The organism is Mesobacillus boroniphilus, assembly GCF_018424685.1.
In the GTDB taxonomy this organism is placed as follows: Bacteria; Bacillota; Bacilli; order Bacillales; family Cytobacillaceae; genus Mesobacillus; species Mesobacillus boroniphilus_A.
Window position 1 is genome coordinate 2,343,974 of the sequence record NZ_QTKX01000001.1, and the last position, 22,217, is coordinate 2,366,190.

At 43.1% G+C, this 22,217-nt stretch carries 23 protein-coding genes and 2 other annotated features; of the genes, 2 read left to right on the plus strand and 21 right to left on the minus strand.

What is annotated here, in order from left to right:
* Positions 1-284: 284 nt before the first annotated feature.
* The 3 genes from pheT to DYI25_RS11995 form a co-directional block, all read right to left on the minus strand.
* Positions 285-2,699, minus strand: a complete 2,415-nt coding sequence (pheT, locus tag DYI25_RS11985; RefSeq protein WP_213368999.1) for a phenylalanine--tRNA ligase subunit beta — start codon at positions 2,697-2,699, stop codon at positions 285-287.
* A 19-nt stretch (positions 2,700-2,718) separates the two neighbouring features.
* On the minus strand, positions 2,719-3,756 hold the full coding sequence (pheS, locus tag DYI25_RS11990; RefSeq protein ID WP_213369000.1) for a phenylalanine--tRNA ligase subunit alpha: 1,038 nt from the start codon (positions 3,754-3,756) through the stop codon (positions 2,719-2,721).
* 55 nt (positions 3,757-3,811) lie between these two features.
* Positions 3,812-4,056 (minus strand) — a binding site (T-box leader).
* Positions 4,057-4,117: 61 nt separating this feature from the next.
* The gene (locus DYI25_RS11995; RefSeq protein WP_213369001.1) at positions 4,118-4,873 is read right to left on the minus strand and encodes a TrmH family RNA methyltransferase; all 756 of its coding nucleotides are present in this window, start codon (positions 4,871-4,873) and stop codon (positions 4,118-4,120) included.
* Between the two features lie 123 nt (positions 4,874-4,996).
* On the opposite strand from DYI25_RS11995, the gene sspI reads away from it, so the two are divergent.
* Positions 4,997-5,209 carry a small acid-soluble spore protein SspI gene (gene sspI, locus DYI25_RS12000; protein ID WP_213369002.1) on the plus strand — a complete coding sequence of 71 codons (213 nt, stop codon included), beginning with the start codon at positions 4,997-4,999 and terminating at the stop codon, positions 5,207-5,209.
* A 224-nt stretch (positions 5,210-5,433) separates the two neighbouring features.
* Here sspI and DYI25_RS12005 read toward each other — a convergent pair whose 3' ends face one another.
* Together DYI25_RS12005 and DYI25_RS12010 are read right to left on the minus strand one after the other, a co-directional pair.
* Positions 5,434-6,519 (minus strand): M42 family metallopeptidase, encoded by a 1,086-nt coding sequence (locus DYI25_RS12005; RefSeq protein WP_041967559.1) that lies wholly within the window; start codon positions 6,517-6,519, stop codon positions 5,434-5,436.
* A 75-nt stretch (positions 6,520-6,594) separates the two neighbouring features.
* Positions 6,595-7,086: a dUTP diphosphatase gene (locus DYI25_RS12010; protein WP_213369004.1), complete on the minus strand. Its 492-nt coding sequence runs from the start codon at positions 7,084-7,086 to the stop codon at positions 6,595-6,597.
* Positions 7,087-7,343: 257 nt separating this feature from the next.
* On the opposite strand from DYI25_RS12010, the gene DYI25_RS12015 reads away from it, so the two are divergent.
* Complete coding sequence (locus DYI25_RS12015) at positions 7,344-7,745, plus strand: sigma-w pathway protein ysdB (protein WP_213369006.1); 402 nt, start codon at positions 7,344-7,346, stop codon at positions 7,743-7,745.
* A 58-nt stretch (positions 7,746-7,803) separates the two neighbouring features.
* Here DYI25_RS12015 and DYI25_RS12020 read toward each other — a convergent pair whose 3' ends face one another.
* From DYI25_RS12020 to mutM, 16 genes are all read right to left on the minus strand, one after another.
* Entirely contained in the window at positions 7,804-8,376 is a 573-nt protein-coding gene (locus DYI25_RS12020; RefSeq protein WP_213369008.1) for a TVP38/TMEM64 family protein, read from the minus strand.
* Between the two features lie 56 nt (positions 8,377-8,432).
* The gene (locus DYI25_RS12025; protein WP_342032497.1) at positions 8,433-8,708 is read right to left on the minus strand and encodes a DUF1294 domain-containing protein; all 276 of its coding nucleotides are present in this window, start codon (positions 8,706-8,708) and stop codon (positions 8,433-8,435) included.
* Between the two features lie 85 nt (positions 8,709-8,793).
* Positions 8,794-9,153: a 50S ribosomal protein L20 gene (gene rplT / locus DYI25_RS12030; RefSeq protein WP_102263819.1), complete on the minus strand. Its 360-nt coding sequence runs from the start codon at positions 9,151-9,153 to the stop codon at positions 8,794-8,796.
* 37 nt (positions 9,154-9,190) lie between these two features.
* The gene (gene rpmI / locus DYI25_RS12035; protein WP_213369010.1) at positions 9,191-9,391 is read right to left on the minus strand and encodes a 50S ribosomal protein L35; all 201 of its coding nucleotides are present in this window, start codon (positions 9,389-9,391) and stop codon (positions 9,191-9,193) included.
* A gap of 16 nt (positions 9,392-9,407) precedes the next feature.
* Positions 9,408-9,911 (minus strand): translation initiation factor IF-3, encoded by a 504-nt coding sequence (infC, locus tag DYI25_RS12040; RefSeq protein WP_213369012.1) that lies wholly within the window; start codon positions 9,909-9,911, stop codon positions 9,408-9,410.
* Positions 9,912-10,041: 130 nt separating this feature from the next.
* Positions 10,042-10,168: a sequence feature (ribosomal protein L20 leader region), on the minus strand.
* Between the two features lie 546 nt (positions 10,169-10,714).
* A complete protein-coding gene (gene thrS, locus DYI25_RS12045; protein WP_213369015.1) occupies positions 10,715-12,646 on the minus strand; it encodes a threonine--tRNA ligase in 1,932 nt (643 codons plus the stop codon).
* Positions 12,647-13,006: 360 nt separating this feature from the next.
* On the minus strand, positions 13,007-13,882 hold the full coding sequence (gene ytxC, locus DYI25_RS12050) for a putative sporulation protein YtxC (protein WP_213369017.1): 876 nt from the start codon (positions 13,880-13,882) through the stop codon (positions 13,007-13,009).
* Between the two features lie 132 nt (positions 13,883-14,014).
* Positions 14,015-14,947: a primosomal protein DnaI gene (dnaI, locus tag DYI25_RS12055; protein ID WP_213369019.1), complete on the minus strand. Its 933-nt coding sequence runs from the start codon at positions 14,945-14,947 to the stop codon at positions 14,015-14,017.
* Positions 14,948-14,952: 5 nt separating this feature from the next.
* Positions 14,953-16,365 (minus strand): replication initiation and membrane attachment family protein, encoded by a 1,413-nt coding sequence (locus DYI25_RS12060; RefSeq protein ID WP_213369021.1) that lies wholly within the window; start codon positions 16,363-16,365, stop codon positions 14,953-14,955.
* A gap of 319 nt (positions 16,366-16,684) precedes the next feature.
* Positions 16,685-17,146: a transcriptional regulator NrdR gene (gene nrdR, locus DYI25_RS12065; protein WP_102265147.1), complete on the minus strand. Its 462-nt coding sequence runs from the start codon at positions 17,144-17,146 to the stop codon at positions 16,685-16,687.
* A gap of 128 nt (positions 17,147-17,274) precedes the next feature.
* The gene (locus tag DYI25_RS12070; protein ID WP_213369022.1) at positions 17,275-17,679 is read right to left on the minus strand and encodes a hypothetical protein; all 405 of its coding nucleotides are present in this window, start codon (positions 17,677-17,679) and stop codon (positions 17,275-17,277) included.
* 104 nt (positions 17,680-17,783) lie between these two features.
* Positions 17,784-18,164, minus strand: a complete 381-nt coding sequence (gene speD, locus DYI25_RS12075) for an adenosylmethionine decarboxylase (protein ID WP_213369023.1) — start codon at positions 18,162-18,164, stop codon at positions 17,784-17,786.
* A gap of 392 nt (positions 18,165-18,556) precedes the next feature.
* On the minus strand, positions 18,557-19,588 hold the full coding sequence (locus DYI25_RS12080) for a glyceraldehyde-3-phosphate dehydrogenase (RefSeq protein ID WP_213369024.1): 1,032 nt from the start codon (positions 19,586-19,588) through the stop codon (positions 18,557-18,559).
* 272 nt (positions 19,589-19,860) lie between these two features.
* A complete protein-coding gene (coaE, locus tag DYI25_RS12085; RefSeq protein ID WP_213369025.1) occupies positions 19,861-20,469 on the minus strand; it encodes a dephospho-CoA kinase in 609 nt (202 codons plus the stop codon).
* A gap of 26 nt (positions 20,470-20,495) precedes the next feature.
* The gene (gene ytaF / locus DYI25_RS12090; protein WP_213369027.1) at positions 20,496-21,128 is read right to left on the minus strand and encodes a sporulation membrane protein YtaF; all 633 of its coding nucleotides are present in this window, start codon (positions 21,126-21,128) and stop codon (positions 20,496-20,498) included.
* A gap of 241 nt (positions 21,129-21,369) precedes the next feature.
* Positions 21,370-22,200, minus strand: coding sequence for a DNA-formamidopyrimidine glycosylase (mutM, locus tag DYI25_RS12095; protein WP_213369030.1), 831 nt, complete (start codon positions 22,198-22,200; stop codon positions 21,370-21,372).
* Positions 22,201-22,217 lie beyond the last annotated feature (17 nt).

Below are 22,217 nucleotides of genomic sequence, written 5' to 3' on the forward strand. Positions count from 1 at the left end.
AAGCTGTTTTTCCAGTTAGCGGAATTATATCTATTTTCCGCGGAATTATGTGAGGGTTTCGCGGAATACAACTAGAATTTCGCGGGAATCTTCCGCATTATCGCGGAATAAAATTTGAACCGGCACCCTAGTAACGCTAATTTGCCGGTTTCCAACTGGGTTTTCGAGGTATCTCCACCATTTCCGCCGGAATCCACCAGGATTTTTTCACAGTATCTCCCCTTTTAAGCTGAATAGGTGAACTTCACATTAAAAAGGCAGCCCGCGGGCTGCCTTTTTAACATTTATCCTCTCAATACTGCTCCAGCTTTTTCTTCAAGAGCTGCAAGGACTTTATTGTGTGCTTTTGCAATGTCTTCGTCTGTCAGTGTTTTTTCCGGATCGAAGTATTTCAGTGAGAATGCAAGTGATTTCTTGCCTTCTTCCATTTTTTCACCTTCGTATAGATCGAACACATTTACTTCTTTTAATAATGAACCGCTAGCTTCTGTGATGATCTTCTCCAGGTTACCGGCAGCAGTTGCTTTATCGACAACAAGGGCAATATCCCTAGTAATCGACGGGAAGCGCGGGATTGCTGTGTACTGCAGCGGTGCTGTTTCTGCTTCAAGTAAAGCTTTTAGCGATAACTCGAATACATAAGTTTCTTTTAAATCAAGCGATTTTTGCATTGTTGGATGGACCTGGCCGATAAAGCCGATGACATTGCCATTCAGCAAAATTTCAGCAGTGCGTCCAGGGTGCAACCCATCAAGTTCAGCTTTCTGGAAATCTAGCTGGCTTTCAAGACCAAGCTTTGCAAATAACCCTTCAACGATTCCTTTAAGGACGAAGAAGTCAACAGGCTTCTTTTCACCCTGCCAAGGATGGCTTTCCCACAAGCCAGTGATGGCTGCAGCAAGGTGTTCGCGCTCTTCTGGAAGTTCTTCGTTGTTGTTTTTCAAGAAAACTGCCCCAGTTTCATAAGCAGCAACGCTGTCGGTCTGGCGAGCGATATTATACTTAAGCACCTCCAGAAGCTGAGGTACGATGCTTAAACGCAAGATGCTGCGGTCTTCACTCATTGGCATTGCCAGTTCAACTGGTTCGCGCTGATCCAATGCGTACTGTGTTGCCTTCTCCGCGCTTGTAAGGGAATACGTGACTGCCTGATAAAGGCCTGCGCCTTCCATGTAGCGGCGGACGACACGGCGCTTTTTCTGGTACTCCGATAAGTGCCCTGGTGTTGAAGAGCCTACAGGAAGAGTTGTTGGCAGATTGTCATAGCCATATAGACGGCCAACCTCTTCAATTAAATCTTCTTCAATTGTGATGTCCCCACGGCGAGTAGGTACTGTTACTGTGATTGTGTCATTATCGACAGATGTTTCGAACTTTAGGCGGGCAAAAATATCCTCAACCTGCTTCATTTCAAGGTCTGTTCCCAACACCTTGTTGATTTTCTGGATTGTTGTTGAAACAACAGCCTTCTTCACATCCAGTGAATCTGCTTCCACTGCGCCCTCAAGAACTTCTCCTCCTGCAAGCTCGATCATCAGTTCAGCAGCACGCTCTGCAGCAGGGCGAACTCTTTCTGGATCCACACCTTTTTCATAACGTGAGCTGGCTTCACTGCGCAGGCCATGGTCCTTTGAAGCCTTGCGGATTGCACCGCCGGTAAAATAAGCGGACTCGAGCAGGACAGTTGTTGTATCGCTGCCAACCTCAGAATTCGCTCCGCCCATTACGCCTGCAAGCGCAACTGGCTCTGTTCCATTAGTGATGACAAGGTGTTCTGGTGTCAAGGTACGTTTGACATCATCCAGCGTTTCAATCACTTCGCCATTCGTCGCGCGGCGGACAAGGATCTCTTTTGATCCCAATTTATCGTAATCGAATGCGTGAAGCGGCTGGCCGTACTCCAATAAAATAAAGTTTGTGATATCAACAACATTATTGTGAGGACGGATGCCCGCAGCCATCAATCTAGTTTGCAGCCAAACAGGTGATGGACCAACTTTTACATTCTTAATCACTTTCGCAACGTATAGAGGATTATCTTCTTTTGCTTCAACGTTGACCTTAATATAGTCGCTTGCTTGCTCTGAAGATGTTTCCGGCTGTGGATTTGGCAGCTTGATGTCCTTGCCAAGAATCGCTCCAACCTCGTAAGCGACACCAAGCATGCTCATCGCATCTGCACGGTTTGGCGTCAATCCAAGCTCAAGGATCTCGTCATCCCTGTTTAAAGCTACTAAAGCGTCCTGGCCAATTTCTGTATCCGGTGTAAAATTGTAAATTCCCTCAGCATACTCCTTTGGTGCCAGCTTTCCCTCGATTCCAAGCTCCTGCAACGAGCAAATCATCCCGTGGGATTCTTCGCCGCGAAGTTTTGCTTTTTTAATCTTGAAGTTTCCAGGCAGAACAGCACCCACTGTTGCAACCGCAACCTTTTGGCCTTTGCCGACATTAGGCGCGCCACAGATAATTTGAACTTTTTCACCGTTTCCAAGGTCAACAAGTGTTTTGTTTAGTTTTTCTGCATCCGGATGCTTCTCGCATTCAAGCACATGGCCGACAACTACGCCCTTTAATCCCTCGTTTAATTTTTCTACACCTTCAACTTCAATGCCGCTCTTCGTTATCTTTTCAGCAAGCTCTTCAGCCGTTACGCCTTCCAAATCGATATATTCCTGAAGCCATTTATATGATACCAACATGGTTTTACCCTCCTAATCCTTATTCTTCAACTGAAAATTGCTTTAAGAAACGGACATCGTTTGTATAGAAATGACGGATGTCATCGACTCCATACTTGAGCATCGCAATACGCTCAGGTCCCATTCCGAATGCAAAGCCAGTGTATTTCTTCGAATCATATCCTGCCATCTCCAGAACATTCGGGTGGACCATCCCTGCACCGAGGATTTCAATCCAGCCGGTTCCCTTACAAACACTGCAGCCTGATCCGCTGCAAATTTTACAAGAAATATCCATTTCGACAGATGGCTCAGTGAACGGGAAGAAGCTTGGGCGCAGGCGAATTTCGCGATCTTCACCGAACATTTTCTTTGCAAAAACTTCAAGCGTTCCTTTTAGGTCGCTCATTCTAACGTTCTCATCGACGACAAGCCCTTCGATCTGCATGAACTGATGGGAGTGTGTTGCATCATCGTTATCTCGGCGATAAACCTTTCCCGGGCAGATGATTTTTACAGGACCCTTGCCCTGATGTTTTTCCATCGTCCTTGCCTGAACAGGAGAAGTATGTGTGCGCATCAATGTTTCTTCTGTGATGTAGAAGGAATCCTGCATATCACGTGCCGGGTGTCCCTTAGGAAGATTCAACGCTTCAAAGTTATAGTAGTCTTTTTCAACTTCCGGGCCTTCCTCTACGGTGTAGCCCATTCCGATGAAAAGATCTTCGATTTCTTCAATGATGCTTGTAAGCGGATGGTGGCTGCCTGTTTTAACAGGCCTTCCTGGAAGCGTCACATCGATTTGTTCAGCGGCCAATTGCTTTTGGACTGCCGCTTCCTCCAGCTCCTTCTGTTTCACTTCGATCTGGCCGGAAATCGCATCACGGACTTCATTTGCCAGGGCACCCATTTTCGGTCTTTCTTCAGCTGATAACTTGCCCATTCCTTTTAAAACTTCTGTGATTGGACCTTTTTTCCCAAGATAGGAAACGCGAACATCATTCAATTCTTTCAGGTCAGCTGATGCAGCCACTTTTTCAAGTGCCTCAGCCTGCAGTTCTTTCAATCGATCCTGCATGGTAAATCCTCCTTCATATTCTTCTTTTTTGAACACAAAAAGACCTCATCCCTTATAAAGGGACGAGGTCAAGGTTATCGCGGTACCACCCTTTTTAACAGGCAATACAATATGTATTACGTGTTCGCTTCATTGAGATAACGGCTTTGTGCCGATGCATCTTTACGCTTATAAAAGCGGTCCCGATGCCAACTCAGGAGGTGAACTTCGCTTGCCTGTTCCATAAAAATGCTTCCAGTCATCGGCATTTTCTCCCTGGATGGCCATCTTCAAGCTACTTTTCTCCGTCATCGTTTTTATAATATTATTTTTGCTGTTTATTATATTATAATCTTGGCGCAGTATCAAATGGTTTTAGAGCCTATTTTGCTGTTTTTAAATAATATAGCAAAATACCTGCGGCGACAGCGACATTCAGCGACTCGCTTTTGCCGTATATTGGGATGTAGAGGTTTTGCGTTGTTTTTGCCAGCAATTCTTTATTTACCCCGCTTCCTTCATTTCCTACGAGCAGGGCGAAGGTTTCCTTATTGTCCACCTCTGTAAAAACCACTCCATTTTCAAGAGCAGTTCCATAAACCGGGATATTCTCAGCTTGAAGTTTAGTGATCCACTCGGAAAGGTCGCCACTTAAAACTGGCAAATGGAAGTGACTTCCCTGCGCAGAACGCAATACCTTCGGATTATACATATCGACACTGCCTTTCCCAACAATAACAGCATCAATCCCGGCAGCATCAGCCGTCCGGATCATCGTGCCAAGATTGCCAGGATCCTGGACAGAATCGATCAACAAATAAGTTTTTCCAATTGTTAGCTTCTGCTTCGCCTGCCGGCATACAGCAAATATGCCCTGTGTTGTCTCCGTATCAGCAAGCTGCTTGCTGATTTCATCGGTCACAACCGTAACAGGAATGGAACCATAATCCAGGCCAGGCGGCAATTCTGTTTTTTCGCTTAAAATAATTTCTTCAACATCTTCTGTTTTCGTGAGTGCTTCTTCAACTAAATGGAAGCCCTCGACAAGGAACATACCAGACTTGTCACGTTCCTTGCGCGTCAGCAATTTCTTCCACTGTTTCACTTGCGGATTTTTATCAGATTGAATGTACTTCAACTCTGGCTCTCCTTTAATATGGCTTGTCAATTTTACTATTATAGCTCAAAACAGATACATAATAAAACCAAAATAGTTAATCCTATAACCATCTTGGTAATTTGAAAGGAGTTTAAGCAAAGGATGAACTTAAACCTTAGGAATGCTGTCATTTCAAATGTAGCAGGAAATTCGCAGGACGAGCTTAAAGATACGATCGTCGACGCAATCCAAAATGGCGAGGAAAAAATGCTTCCAGGCCTTGGAGTTTTGTTCGAGGTGATCTGGCAGAACGCCTCTGCGGAAGAAAAGCAGGAAATGCTGAACGCTTTAGAAGAAGGATTAAAGGGAAAATAATGACTTTGGAAGGACTCCTTCATTTTGAGGGAGTTCTTTTATTTTGGTATGATTGGATTCTCATTACTTTCCCACAAAATTTGGAAAAAGTAGTGATAAAGTTCGATTTCGTAGTGATTAATGTTAATTACGTAGTGATTATGGGCCAAAACGTAGTGATTGTATATAAGACAAACAAAAAAATGTCCAGAAAACTAGTTTTCTGGACACCTTTATTCTAAATTTTACTCAAAAGTAATCTTCTCAACTGTTTCTTTATCAAGACGCTTAATGACTTCTACGATTAGCTTTACAGCGTTTTCGTAGTCATCGCGGTGAAGCATCGCTGCGTGTGAGTGGATGTAGCGTGTCGCGATTGTAATGGACAACGCTGGTACACCACGGTGCGTCAGGTGAATGGCGCCAGAGTCAGTTCCGCCGCCTGCCACTGCATCGAACTGATATGGAATGTTCAATTCATCAGCGAGGTCTGTAACGAAGTCACGAAGTCCTTTGTGCGATACCATCGATGCATCATAGATGATGATCTGTGGTCCGTCCCCCATTTTGCTAAGTGCTTCTTTTTCGGTAACGCCTGGAGTGTCGCCGGCGATTCCTACATCAACGCCGAAAGCGATGTCAGGTTGAATCATTTGTGCGGAAGTTTTAGCGCCGCGTAGGCCTACTTCTTCCTGAACAGTTCCAACACCATATACAACGTTTGGATGTTCTGCATCTTTAAGCCCCTTCAAGACATCGATTGCAATCGCACAGCCGATACGGTTATCCCATGCTTTAGCAAGAAGCATTTTCTCATTGTTCATGACTGTGAATTCGAAGTATGGAACGACCATGTCCCCAGGAGTGACTCCCCATTCCTTCGCTTCATCACGGCTTGAAGCACCGATATCAATGAACATATCCTTAATATCAACTGGCTTTTTGCGCGCTTCTGCAGGAAGGATGTGAGGCGGTTTAGAACCGATTACCCCAGTGATTTCACCTTTACGAGTAACGATTGTCACGCGTTGTGCAAGCATAACCTGGCTCCACCAGCCGCCGACTGTCTGGAAGCGGATGAATCCTTTGTCATCAATACTTGTTACCATGAAGCCTACTTCATCAAGATGGCCAGCAACCATGATTTTTGGTCCATTCTCATTGCCGACTTTCTTCGCAACTAAGCTGCCAAGTCCGTCAGTCGTTACTTCATCAGCGAATGGAGTTATGTATTTCTTCATTACTTCTCTTGGCTCACGCTCGTTGCCGGGAATGCCCTTGGCATCGGTTAAATCTTTTAGCATTGTTAATGTTTCATCTAATTTTGCCATTATTTCGACTCCCTCAATATGTATTTTCGATACCTATTATACTAGACATGCAGGGTATTGTACAAAAAATTCTGCCTAATACCCTTGTCGCTGCCTATCATAATTTACTTCATTTTTCTTAATATATGCCTGTTCAATTTGATCTTCGTTCAATCCGAGCAATTGTGCAAGCTCCATATAGTTTTTAAATAATCGAACGTAATCATCTTTCCTGTGGTTATTCCTGAATTTTTGTACGGACTCGTATATTAAGAGGAACTGATTGCTCGTGTCATTTTCCTCGGTTCTGTTTGAGGTGACCGACTCAATATCTTCATATCCACACTCAATACCCAACGACAGAATAAAGTGGACTCCATCCACAAACTCTTCGAGGATGACATCCATTTCAGATGATGGCTTCACACTCCAAAACTTGAAACACCTCGTCTCATTTGCAAGCTCGCCGATTTCAACAAGCAACGCAAGGACCTTTCTATCAAATAAATCTTCCTGCATTAATCCGTGTTGCGACTCAATATGACTATCAAGTGCTTTTTGCATTTTAAAAAGGGTTTTTGTGTTCATTTTACAGCTCCTACTTATGATTTTGTTGACTTAATGATTAAGTTTCTGACTTCGGGCAGCTTTCCCGCACTTTCCTCTAAATCTGTCCGAACTTACTCTTACTTCGGACATCAACTTTCTTCTGATTCACCCAAAATCTGTCGTAATCGCCAAATCTTATTCTTCAACCTAAAAAAAGTATAAATCAATTATAAAATTGTTGAAACTATTTGGAATCTCATCCGTAAATAAGGAAAGTTCGCATTGGAGGGGCAGTCATGATTCTGCTTTTACGTCTTGTTTTATTGCTTTTATTTGTTTTTCTAATATACAGCGCTGTGAAATATTTATTCCATCCGAAAAGGAAACTGGAGCTTGCTCATGAACAGAAGCGCTTTTTTTTATTGGATGAGCCAGACAATGTCCGCAAGAATTTCTTATTAACATATAAGGGTGTTTTATTTGAGGGTGAAAAGTATTTGGGCACAACTCCGTCTGCTTTTGAGGTTGTTTCCATTTTCATTTGGCCTAAAAAAACGTCGGCATTGAAGGGGCTAGTACTTGAAGATTTCCAATTCATCGAACGGAAAATTCGCGAAAGCTATCCTGTAGCCAAAATCGACTGGAAAAGCCCGATTAAGGAATTCATGGCGAATCATGACCAGGATGAGGAATTATAGGATGTAATAGCGTCCGATATAAAATGTAAAAGCGTCCGATCAATTTCGGACGCTTTTCTTATGTTGTCGTATCAAAAAATTCTCGCCACTTGATGAAGGTGATTTTCTCCCGTAACAAATAGGCTAACAGCAAAAATACAATCATCAGAAAGATTCCTGTTAGTGAGTCAAACTCTCCGACATACTCTCCGAATATCGTATAAAAAATGACGAATGGAATATTCGCAAGAAATGAAGCAAACATAAAGTCTTTAAAACTACTTTTTCGTTCATAAAGGCAAAAGCTTAGAAGCTGATAATGAATCACCGGCACGAGCCTCAACAGCGAGACCTGGGCGACCGTCAAATCTCTGAAGCGCCCTACTAGCCTTTTTTTCAGCCTGCTCAGTTTGTTCATCATCTCTGGAATCTGTCTCATTAAAAAGTAAAATAATATACTTGCTCCCGACAATCCGAGCAGTGAATATACAATTCCGGGTACGACCCCAAACATTAATCCTCCCGCAATACAGACGACTGCCGGCGGCACGAAAACAAATTGGCGGAAAACATGAAACAAGATGAATACAACCGGTGCATACCAGCCTCCAGATTCCACAACGATCAGCAGCATTGACCACGCATCATCCATTCTTGTCACCTGCCTGCGGTCTTTGTTGTTACTAGCTTATAAAAACATACAAGCTGTTATGCCAAAAGCTTAAATAAATATGTAAATATACCAATCTCAATAATAGCTAGCAGAGGCAGTCCATATTTAAACTGCGCATGTTTCGTCTTATGCCTGTAATGCTTCATTCCAGCTGTTGCCCCGGTCGCTCCTCCAAGAAAAGCAACATTCCATAATGTTTTTTCACTTATCCGATAATGATTGTTTCTTGCCCGCTTTTTATCCATTCCCATGATAAAAAATCCCAAAAGGTTCATGACTATGATCAAGCCAGCCAAAGTCCACATCCCCATATCTCCACTTCCTCTTTTAGTACTATGGAATCATTATATCTTATAAAAAGAAAAAACCATCCTCCGGAGAGAATGGTTATTTTCATTACTTGTTGAATTGTTGCTTAGCTGTTTCAGCCAATTGAGCGAATGCTGCTGCATCGCTTACTGCAAGTTCAGCAAGCATCTTGCGGTTTACTTCGATACCAGCAAGCTTTAGGCCGTGCATCATACGGCTGTAAGAAAGGCCGTTCATGCGTGCTGCTGCGTTGATACGAGCAATCCAAAGTTTGCGGAAGTCGCGCTTCTTCTGGCGACGGTCGCGGAATGCATACATTAGGGATTTCATAACCTGCTGGTTAGCAACCTTGTATAATGTATGTTTAGAACCGAAATAACCTTTTGCTAATTTAATGACTTTTTTACGACGCTTGCGCGTAACTGTACCGCCTTTTACACGTGGCATGTAATTTCCCTCCTATATAAATCGAGATCGCTCGAATTTACTTAATGTTGTCAAGCATGTGACGAATACGTTTGAAATCGCCTTTAGACACAAGTGCAGATTTGCGAAGCTTACGCTTAGCTTTAGTAGACTTGTTAGCAAATAAGTGGCTAGTGTAAGCGTGTGAACGCTTTAGCTTGCCAGATCCAGTTTTCTTGAAACGCTTGGCAGTGCCGCGGTGAGTTTTCATTTTTGGCATAGGGACTTCCTCCTCGTTACTTTTCTGTTTTAGGTGCTAGAACTAGGAACATGCTTCGACCATCCATTTTTGGATGTGATTCGATTGTCGCTACATCTTTGCAAGCTTCAGAGAAGCGATCAAGAACACGCTGACCTATTTCCTTATGGGTTATAGCACGGCCTTTAAAACGGATAGATGCTTTAACCTTATCGCCTTTTTCCAGGAACTTGATGGCATTGCGCAACTTCGTGTTAAAGTCATGCTCATCAATTGACGGACTAAGACGGACTTCTTTAGTTGTGATGATCTTTTGGTTCTTACGCGCTTCTTTTTCTTTCTTTTGCTGTTCGAACTTGAATTTTCCGTAGTCCATGATTCGGCCTACAGGAGGCTTCGCGTTCGGAGCAACAAGGACAAGATCAAGATTTACGCGCGTTGCGATCTCAAGAGCCTCAGCTTTGGATTTAATTCCTAATTGCTCGCCATTTTGATCAATCAGACGAATTTCGCGAGCACGAATTCCCTCGTTTAGTAACATCGCATCTTTGCTAATAATTAGCCACCTCCAGGGTTTTATCGAATACATTGTCAAGGAGAAGAAGTACATTGCCAGGCCTACGCCTCATCCTGCTCACACAATGACATACGATATAGTCCGTTTTTATTTTGCAATAAAAAAAGTGCAGGCGACAACACCCACACTTACGAAAACAAAATAATTAGACGTTTACGTATTACCTGCCAACAGCTGAAATGCGTCAGCCAGGTGAGAAGCGGGTGCTTCTTCTTTCCTAAAACTAGTATTCAGTTCACTCTTGCTAATATAGCATAAAGATATTGATGTGTCAAACGAATCAAATTCATTAACTGCAACAAAAAGTATTGTATCAGATAGGAATACAGGCTGCAATACTTTTTTCATGCATAATTAAATTTAACATCAAAAACAGCGAAGAAATTCTATCTACATGGAAATTTGTCAAAACTTAAATCCTTATTTCTTGCTATAATTTATGGTAGAAATAGACAAGAAAGCTGGTGTACATATGTTGACCGCCATCATCATCACTGGTGTGATCACTGGATTACTCGCTGGCACTGCATTGTAGTTTTTCAGAACTGGCTATGGTTTTTCCAATGATATTGACAATTCGCCTGTTACCATTAAATCATGCCGGAATTGCGGTGAGAGAATTCAGCGCAGCTATACGATAAATTTGTGTCCTACCTGTTTCAAACCGATTGAATAATCTGCATAAAAATAAGAGGAGCCTGAGCTCCTCTTATTTTTATGTCCAGCTCCAGCGCTTGTCGGGGCTTACCAAGGCGCTTGCGCTTTTCTTATTTCTTCGCTTCCTTCCTGAATGACTCCAGGAATTCATCAAAGGCAATTGTTTCGGATTTTTGTTCGCCGTATTTACGGACATTGACTGCTTTGTCAGCTACTTCATTGTCTCCGACCACTAGCATGTAAGGAACTTTCTGCATTTGTGCTTCGCGGATCTTATAGCCGATTTTTTCGTCGCGTCCATCGATTTCAACGCGGAAGCCTTCTGCCTTAAGTTTTTCCTTGATTTCTCTTGCATAGTCATAGTGGACCGCTGGTGAAACAGGGATGATTTGCGCCTGAACTGGAGCCAGCCAAGTCGGGAATGCCCCTTTGTACTCTTCGATCAGGAAGGCAACAAAGCGTTCCATAGTCGATACGACACCGCGGTGGATGACGACAGGACGATGGTGCTTGCCATCTTCGCCGATATAAGTCAAGTCGAAGCGCTCTGGAAGCAAGAAGTCAAGCTGGACTGTTGAAAGAGTTTCCTCTTTGCCAAGGGCAGTCTTGACCTGGACATCTAGCTTCGGTCCGTAGAATGCTGCTTCGCCCTCTGCCTCGAAATATTCCAGTCCCATCTCATCCATTGCCTCTTTTAACATCGCCTGTGCCTTTTCCCACATCTGGTCATCATCGAAATATTTTTCTTTATCCTCAGGATCGCGGTAGGATAGACGGAAGGAATAATCATTCATGTCAAAATCCTTGTAGACTTCCAGCACAAGCTCTACTACACGCTTGAACTCTTCCTTGATCTGGTCAGGGCGGACAAAGAGATGAGCATCGTTCAGAGTCATGCCCCGCACACGCTGCAAACCAGCCAACGCGCCGGACATTTCATAACGGTGCATTGTTCCAAGCTCGGCAATCCTTATTGGAAGCTCCCTGTAGCTATGGATGCTGTTTTTGTATACCATCATGTGGTGCGGACAGTTCATCGGTCTTAAAACAAGCTGTTCATTTTCCATTTCCATGACCGGGAACATATTTTCCTGATAGTGGTCCCAGTGTCCGGAAGTTTTATATAGGTCGACACTGCCCATTACCGGAGTGTAGACATGGTCATAACCAAGGCTGACTTCCTTATCAACGATATAGCGTTCGATGATACGGCGGATTGTCGCACCTTTTGGAAGCCAAAGCGGAAGACCCTGGCCAACCTTCTGGGAGTTAGTAAATAAGTTAAGCTCCTTGCCAAGCTTACGGTGATCGCGTTCCTTCGCTTCTTCTAGCAGTCTCAAGTGTTCTTTCAGGTCTTCCTTTTTGAAGAAAGCTGTACCATAAATACGCTGCAGCATCTTATTGTCGCTGTCGCCGCGCCAGTATGCACCAGCAATGCTCAGCAATTTGAATTCCTTCAGCTTGCCAGTTGATGGAACATGCACTCCGCGGCAGAGGTCAACAAAATCTCCCTGCTCATATAGAGTAACTTTTTCATCAGCCGGAATCGCTTCAATCAATTCAAGCTTATAAGGGTCATCAAGCTCTTTGAAAAACTTGACTGCCTCCTCGCGGCTTACTTCTTTGCGGACAATCTCGATGTTCTCATTGATGATTTTCTTCATTTCCTTTTCAATTTCAGGCAAGTCTTCCGGAGACAATGAATGTTCCATATCGATATCATAGTAGAAACCACCCTCGATTACTGGTCCTACTCCAAGGTTAACATCTTTATAAAGGCGCTTGATTGCCTGTGCCATTAAGTGTGCTGAGCTGTGGCGCAGGATTTCAAGTGCTTCTGGATGGTCAGGAGTGACGATTTCGATCGCTGCGTCCTCTTCGATTGGTCTCTTGAGATCATACGGCTGTCCATTGACCATACCGGCAATGGCTTTCTTCTTTAGGCCTGGGCTGATTGAGCTGGCGATATCTTCAGTCGTTGTGCCTGCGGGAAACTCCTTCACTGCTCCATCTGGAAACGATATTTTTAACATGTCTGCCATTGGCTTTTCCTCCTTTTAAAATGTGGCGCGATTATTTGCGCAAAAAATAAAAAAACTCGTCCCTGAAACAGGGACGAGTTTGATCACACGTGGTTCCACCCAATTCCCATTCATGCGCAAAAATTACGCAAAAATGGCTCTGGTTGCGGTAACGGCTTCTGCCGCCAGCTAATACTTGCCTAAAAGGCGTTCACAGCTGGAGTTCAGAGGTGGTAAGCGTTTCTTTAGTGTTAGGAAGTTTTCAGCCTAGCCTTCCCTCTCTGCAAACCTTTGAAGAATGCCCATGTCCTCATCATCACATTTACTATTGATTTATTATGTACGTAATTATAGTTTGTAATGTTTTGAAAATCAAGTGGGCTATTGTATATTTTCACGATTCTCTTTAAAAAAGTTTGCCTTCTCTTCATGAAAAACAGTAACCGGACTGACTTGAACACGTTCTTCAAAAAGATTGATGATTGTCCGCACTAACGGCTGGTGCGGATCGTCCGTGTACAAATAAATGGTCTCAGGTGCAATCGACAGCAATGGAGCAATCGTCCCGGAATCTACATAGACAGGGTGGTTGACTAGCAGCTTGCGGTCAATCGTCTTAAACAACTCACTCCGCTTCATTTCTTTGAATTGCTGATTATAAAAGACCATATTTTCATCAATCACCAAATATAAATGGGTCATTTGCGATTTTCTGTCCTCTAGAAAATCCCTCAGTGTATGCAGGAAAACCTGGTACTCCTGTTCCATCTTATACTCATCGATCGCTATCTCTACCCATTTGGAGAGCTGCTCAATATAGGCCTTCAGCCTGAACATAACAAAGGAATCAAAAGAGAATGAGACTCTTTCATTAAAGATTTCATTGATCGAACTCTTAATCATTCCTTGTTCCTCGACACCTTCCATGAAAGGAGCAAGTTCTTTACGGTTACCTTCTATGACGGAGTATATGATATCCAGGATTTGATCCTGCTCTTCACTGTCCGTATAAAAATAAGACTCTGCCAGAATGGTTCTCAGCCAATCATCACGTTTCACGGTTACTATAAAGTCATAAACACTCTTTTGGAGTAACGGTAAATGTTCTTTTTTATAAAATTCTTCTGGAATAAGCACTCTATTTCGATCTTCATTAAGAAGAATTGAATTCGTTTCCTGCCATGAAGCAAGCCTGGCAACTAAATGTTGATACAAATTCCAGGCATCCTGCTTTTTTTGGAAGATGATTTCAATCAACCATATCCCCCCTCTTAAATAATCCCTGATTATATATATGGGGGACTTGGACAATTTAGAAGTATCCATATAGTCGATAAATGGTTATAAGTGCAAAAAAATGTGCCACAGCTTGATTCGCTGCGGCACATTTTATATTCTGCGGTTTTTGCCCTCAACTTTTACAGGCTCGGCAAGATATCTAATCCGTTCCATGATTCTTGCTGCCTTCAATTGTTCTTCTTCTCCCCGTTGGCTGTGCGTCAAGTGATGCTCCAGACCTTTAAGGTCGAAGTTCGAAGTAAAGAAGGTTGGAAGGTTCTCTAGCATACGGAACTGCAGGATCGTCCCGAGGATTTCATCCCTTGCCCAGCTGCTCATCGTTTCTGCTCCAATATCATCAAGCATAAGAACATTTGCCTTTTTAATGGCTTCCAGCTTGTCATTGACAGTATGGTCACCGATCGCATTCTTCATTTCCCTGAAAAATTCCGGTACATATACAATCAATGAACTGATTTGTTTCTGTGCAAGTTCATTCGCGATTGCGCCAAGTAAATAGGATTTACCTGTACCGAACGGCCCATGAAGGAACAAGCCCTTTTGCTTTTTGCCCGGCTCATAATTCTCAACAAAGTCTTTTGCCACCTTGATCGCCTTGAACCTTCCGGCGTCATCCAGCTCAATATCCCCGAACGATGCCTTCAAAATTTCCTTAGGCACAAAAATGCTATTGATCAGGCGCGCATTCTTTTGCTGCTCATCATGCATGACCTTCTTTTTGCATCGGTCATATTTTACATCAATGAAGTTACCCTTTATGAAAAGCTCTGGCTCATAACCCTTAATCATGTTCTTGCAGCCTGCTAGGCTCTCGCAATCTTCGCAGCCCTTGCTCTGGTTGGAGAACTCATAAAGCTTTGACATACTGCCATCGAGCATTTCCCGGGTGATATAATCCGCATTCTCATCCAGGAATTCCTTGATATGATTATCCTGCATGACCTGCCTCTTAATGGCTTCATAGCGCTCCTGGAAATTCTGGTTATTCGCCAGCTTCTTCAATGTTTCATTAATGTTTTGCAAATGAATCACCTCCGAGATTTGAATTTCTTCAGTTCTTCTTCAAGCTTTTTCTTTTCTATTTCAAAATCAGGGTCCACATCCGCAGTATCTGTTTGATGTTGAACTTCACCCTCGGTCTTTTTCCCAAACCAATCCGGCAAAACTTCTTTACGGACAGGCTTTCTTTTTCCAGATGAAGAAGGTGCTTTCTTCCCTTCTGCCCATTCAAGATACTGCCTGTGCTCACTTTTAGCCAGCTGCATTGCATCCCTGACAGACGATATTTTTTTCCTGGACCAGTGGCTGGCAATTTTTTCGATATAGCCCTTTGTCAGCTTCATATCGGTCTTGAGCATAACATATTGAACTAAAACATTCACGACTCCCGGCAGCAGCTTTTGCTTGAACATCACCTCTTCGATGATCTGCAAGTCTCCTTTGGATGGCTCCGCTCCGCCCGAGAGATCAATCAAAAGTTGACGCGGGGATGTTTTTTCAAAATATAACACCAATTCCTCTTCCTGCGTCTTCGGCTTCTCAATGCCAGCTTTATGCTGGAAGGGCTGGGTTCGATCCAAAAGTGCCGGTAGTTTGTCCTGGTGTTCAAATTGGTACCAGTCACGGGCAGCCTTCCGCAGTTCATCTATATCTATTTCGTTTTCAGCGGTTACAGCACTCAAGACGATGTTCTTCATCTTCAAGGCATCAATCCCATATAGGAAGGCAAGATTGCTGATTGCTTCTTTAACCTTCGATGTAAAAGCTTTTTTAGGTATGAGAGATTCCTGAAGCCCTCCCAGGAGCAAATCGAAATTGAACTCCGCAGGGTCAATCTGTATTTTGGAAGATTCCCCCCTGCCGATAAAGGAATTCCCTTCCTCAGCCTCCAGGTCGGCAGCAGAATCCTCATTATGCATGAGTGCCTGAGTCGGTACAGACAAGAACACATCCTGGAATGCCTTCGTAATCTCCTCATATCCAGGCTCTGATCCAGCCGATTTATCGCTGAAAAATCGTTTGAGCCGTAAAAACTGATTCTTGCCGACTTTGCGATACAAATAGACATTCAACATGCCATCAAGGAAGAATTGTTCAGGAGTCAAAGGTGGCTGCAATTCATAAATGAATGAACGCCCTTCCTCGCCGTTTTTCACAAAGGTCTTCAGCAATCCCATGCCTTCGAGTTTTTGGCGAGCCTGGTAAATATCCTTAAGATTCATATCCATAATCGTCATTAGGTTATGGTGTGTAACAGGCTGTGACCAAAGCCGGTTCTCTTCCAGTTCAGCCCATAGGGTCATATAAAGACTTAAGCAAGCTGGCCCAATCAAAGGCTGGTACAAGAAAGTGAGCACCTTGCGATCGTATTCATGCAATAAACCACCGGATGCAACAATATATTGGTCTACAGGCACAGTCTCTTGCCAATGCTGAGCCATCCTTTTCCCTCCTTCTAAATCGTCAAAAAGAACTGTCTTCACATATATCTGTATTTTGCATCGCGATTTTGAGCTCTTTTCATAGATTTCTAACCTCTAGCTCAAAATTCTAAAAGAGCCCTAAAAAGAGCTGAAGTCCCCTTCAGCTCCGTCAGAACAAAAAGCGCAAGCGACTTGTTCAGCCCCGACAAGCGACTCGAGCTGCTCAAAGCTAACGCTTTTCGCAAGATACTCGAGGAAGCAATTTCAGAGATGAAAACTGGCTAGGCGCTTTAGCTAGATTGAAAATACTTCATGCAATTTCCCTGAACTCCAGGCCTTATGATTGTTCTTTCTTTAATAACTCTTTTAATTCATCAATGAAAACATTGATATCCTTAAACTGACGATAAACTGACGCGAATCGGACATAGGCGACTTCATCAATCTTCGCCAGCCTGTCCATCACCATCTCCCCAACGGCTTCGCTCTTAACTTCTGAAACTCCATGGCTGCGAAGTTCTTTTTCTACTTCGGAAACCAAATCCTCGAGCTCTTTCAAAGCGACAGGCCGCTTTTCACAAGCTTTTATCAAACCGCGAAGGAGTTTTTCCCGATTGAACTCTTCACGTGTACCTTCTTTTTTCACGACAATCAAGGGAATTTCTTCAACCTTCTCAAAAGTGGTAAAGCGAAATCCGCAAGCTTCGCATTCGCGCCTGCGTCGAATTGATCGGCTATCGTCAACCGGTCTTGAATCAAGAACCCGGGTAGAGTTATTTTGGCAAGTTGGACATTTCATCTCGATCAGCTCCGAATATTTTGAAATATAGAATGAGCGAAGGACCATTCGCTTTTTCCACCAATACGTCCATAAGCATTATCCTTAAGTATTATCTTATAAAAAAGATGGGAACGGGACAAGAGGAACTATTGATTTCCATATTTGCCTGAACCAATAAACGTGTTTGTACTGTCCAATTTCTCATAAATCTTCACCAATTCCTGCCTTAAAGACGGGTTGATGCCTGCCAATGAAAACTTTTCAGTAGAGATATGTAAGTCGACCGCGGTCTCAAATGGTTTCGTGGTGATAACGGTTGCCGTTAAAAAGGCAGGCAGCTTCCCCTTCAACTCGGCTGATATTTCCCCATGTTCTTTTGAAACACTCGTTATCTTAAGCGAAGGGTCAGCCTTCAGCAAGTCTTCGACCGTCTGGAACATCTGGTTAAAGTTCGCTTTGTAATAACGCGTCTTCAACTGCTCATCTTTATTGTTTTCACTTGTCCCGCTGAATTTCTCGTACCGTCCGGTTACGGATTTTAATAAAGACATCAAAAATCCTCCTGCAAGTTATTTCTATTAACATTCTACCGTATTTTACGGCAAATTAAAAAGAGGTGTATCGCTACACCTCTTGAGAATTTTCATATTTTCTATTATAGAGCTTTAGCTTGTGCTTGCTTCACATGCACAGGACCCATGCCGCGTGGAATTTCGATATTCTCACGAGTTTGTGCGCCAAGAGCTTCTGCAATATAGTCAGCTGCAATGTTAGGATCCAGATCGCCGCAAGTGTATACATCGATGCTAGCGTATCCGTGTTCTGGGAAGCTATGAATAGTTAAATGTGATTCAGAAATAATGACAACTCCGCTTACACCTTGTGGCGCAAATTTGTGGAAAGCCACTTCGCGGATTTCAGCACCTGATTTTAAAGCTGCTCCAACGAAAGTTTTTTCAATAAAATCCATATCATTCAATTTTTCAAAATCGCAACCCCAAAGTTCAGAAATTACATGACGACCCATTGTTTCCATATTCAATTTCCCCCTCTAACAATATTAGAATGAAATCCTTAGTTTCAATGGCATCTTAACTACCACGGGGGAAAGTTAGTCCAGAGAGGTCCTAACCCTTTAAGTAGCCAATTGGTACCGTTATTAAGAAGTTCACGATGACTAGTATACTTTGTTTATATTTTTTTTGCAACACATGAAATCAAATTTTTTTCATGAATTTTAAGCTTCGATTTTTATAGTTTGATAGATAGCTATTCCATAGCCTTTTAGAGGGTAACGCTTTAAAATCGGTTGGGATCTTAGGTGGTGATCTCCGTTATTCATCAACAAAAAATTATATGAAAATAAGGCATTTAACCAAGACACAAATAAAAAGCTTGCCGATAAGCAAGCTTTTTACGTTATTACAATTATCCTACCTTCACAGTTGCTGAATTGGACATTGTTTGGGCAACATGCTTTGTCAGGTCTACAACCCTGCTTGAATAACCCCATTCATTGTCATACCATGCAAGAACTTTTACTTTATTAGCACCGATGACCATTGTAGACAGACCATCAATGATCGCAGAGTGCTCATTCGTGTTAAAGTCAATTGAAACAAGCGGATCTGTCGTGATATCAAGGACGCCCTTAAGCTTACCTTTTGATGCAGAATAGAAGGCATCGTTGATTTCGTCCACTGTTACCTCACGCTTCAGGTCGACAACAAGGTCAACAAGCGAAACATTTGGAGTCGGTACCCTTAGCGCCATGCCATGCAGCTTTCCTTTAAGCTGAGGAAGCACAAGTGAAAGTGCCTTTGCTGCTCCAGTTGAGGTTGGAATGATGGATTGACCGCAAGAACGCGCCCTGCGCAAATCCTTGTGCGGGTTATCGATATTATTCTGGTCATTTGTATAAGCATGAACAGTCGTCATCAAACCATTTTCAATTCCGAAAGTATCATCCAGCACTTTCGCAACTGGTGCAAGGCAGTTTGTCGTGCATGATGCATTTGAAATGATATCATGTTTTTCAATATTTAATGCGCTTTCATTTACTCCCATAACAATAGTGATATCTTCATTCGTACCAGGTGCTGTCAAAATGACCTTCTTTGCACCAGCATCAAGATGAAGCGCTGCTTTGTCACGGGAATTGAATTTTCCAGTAGCCTCTATGACAATATCAATCTTCATTTCCTTCCATGGTAGCTCAGCAGGATTTCGATTGCTTAATAGTTTAACTCTCTTTCCGTTTACAATCAGATGATCATCAGCAGGGATGACTTCGCCTGCAAATTGTCCATGAGTAGAATCATATTTTATTAAATGCGCCAGAGTTTCAGCTGGGTAGCTTGCATTAATCGCTACAACCTCAAGATTTTCTTCAAGAATGGCTCTTCTGAACACCATTCTTCCAATTCTCCCAAAACCGTTAATCGCAATTCTCGCCTTCATTGTACGGCCCCTTCCGAATTAGTGTTATACTTAATAACCCCTTTGTATGGTATTAGTATAACATATTAAATTTTATTTGTGATAAATAAATGCACACATTTAAAATATAAAATAATTCTGATAATAATAATCATTTAGCGATAAATTTAAATACGCCAAGGCTCTTAGCCTGACTGGGATTATATTGGTTGAAACAAGGATTGAAAACAGAGAAACTGGGATTAAAACATACCTAACCAAGAAGAAGTCGATTCAAGAAACAAAAAAAGAGCCTACTCGGCTCTTAAGATTCCCCATTTACTTAAAAGATCCATCAGCTGCTGCCTCGACTGCTCGATGCTGCCGCTGTTATCAATCACAGCGGCTGCCAGACCGACTTTGTCCTTCAGCGGCATTTGTGATTTGATTCTGGAATTAGCTTCTTCTTCCGAGAATCCGTTCCGCTTCATAAGTCTTTCCAACTGGGTTTGCTCATCCACATAAACCACGATGATTTTTTCGACGAGTCCTGTCAGCTTGCTTTCAAACAGAAGCGGAATGTCCAGGACGACTGCTTTTTCATTTGCCGCTTCAGCTAGCGCTCTCTTTTGTGCCATCCGCTCCCTTACTGCTGGATGGACAATTGAATTAAGCAGCAACCGCTTTTCTTCATTGTTAAAAATGATTTCACCCAACTTTGGGCGGTTTATTGTACCGTTATCTTCTAAAATTTCAGTGCCAAAATGGCTGACAATATCATTGTATGCTTTTTCTCCTGGCTCAACAGCAAGCCTTGCTTCGATATCTGCGTCGATCACGGTGATGCCCATGTCGGTGAACATTGCTGATACCGTGCTTTTCCCGCTTGCTATACCTCCTGTCAATCCGATAACTAATGACATCCTATTTTAATCCTTTCAAGGGTCTGTTAAAGCTTCATCAGCCCAATTATGATCAATAATATTCCCGGTACAAAAGAAAACTTTTGCATCCAGCCGCTCTCCGAAAAATAACTGCCCATTCTCATCCCTGCATACACAAATAATGAACTCATGCAGGCAACTGTCAATGCCAGGTACCCTGGGGAGAATCCTAAAAATGCTGCCCCTACCCCTGCACCGAATGCATCAAGTGACAGAGCAAGCCCGAGCATGACTGCTTCAATTCCATTGATAGTACCCGATCGGTCAAAATCCGCTGTCATCGGCTTTTTCAAAATATTGATGACAATACCTAGTGATTTGATTTCAAGATTAAGGATGATTTTTTCATGACAGAGCAATTCTGTTTTGTCTTCGCGGAAAAATTGGAATAAGACCCATCCGCCTAAAACGATCAAGACAGTGCCACCCAGTGTCTCTGCCATTCCTGGTGAAAAAAAGCTCTCAAGAAAATGCCCGATCATCATGGCTGCCATCAAGACGACAGCCGAACAAACGGCTATTACCGAAATCGATTTAATCGGGATCTTCATTTTCCGCAATCCATACGTTAACCCTACACTGAAACTGTCAAGGCTGACAGCGAATGCAAGTAAAAGCAGGGAGATTGTTTGTGCCATTAACTGAGCTCCTTCCTGTCAATCGCTACGTTAGTATATGGAAGGAGCCCAGTTATGGTGAGAAAATCAACAAGCCAATATACAAGAAAAGCGCAAGCGCCTTGGTAAGCCCCGACAAGCGTTGGAGGGCCGACCAGTGAAGTCGTTCTTTGACTTCATTGGGCGGACCGAAACGTCTCGAGGGGCTAGGCGCTGGAGCTGGACAATTCTCGAAGTTGAAATGATATAAATCCTGATATTATTATTTAAGCTTTTGGCACGATGGGCAGTAATGAGTACCCCGTCCGCCAACGACGGTTTTTTCCAATGGTGCTCCGCAAACCTTGCACGGTTCGTTTTTACGACCATACACAAAGAGCTGGAGCTGGAACATGCCGATCTGCCCTTGTGAATTCACGTAGGAGCGGATGGTGCTGCCGCCTTTCTCAACAGCTTCAGACAGAGTGCTGACTATTTCCCTGTAGAGCACAGACTCCTCTTCTGCAGTCAATGAATTAGCAATCCTTTCTGGATGGATTTTCGCACGGAAAAGTGCTTCATCTACATAAATATTCCCCAGTCCAACAAGGATTTTTTGGTCAAGCAGAGCAGGCTTTATTTTTCTATTCGTTTTTTTAAGTTTTTCCGACAGCCATTCCACTGAAAAATCTTCTGAAAAAGGTTCTGGACCTAAATCAGCGAGAGGCTGGGTTTCAAATTCTTTCCCTTTTTCATAAAGGTGCATCGTCCCGAATTTCCTGACATCCTTATAGCGCAATTCTGATCCATCGTTAAAATGGAAAATGACGTGCGTATGCTTATCCACAGGGTCCTCAGTATTGAATACTCCATATTTCCCTTCCATCCTTAAGTGGGAAACTAGCGCGAAAAATTCCGTGTAAAAGATCAGGAATTTCCCCCTCCGGCCAATCTCTTTTATCGTCTGGCCTTTCAGTGCGTCGTTGAACTGCTCGACCTCATTCGGACGCTTAATCATCTTTGGCCAAAAAACGGAGACCTCTTTGATTTCTTTTCCTATCGTCAGGACCTCTAACGTCCGCCTGACGGTTTCGACCTCTGGTAGTTCAGGCATTTTATCCCGCCTTTCTC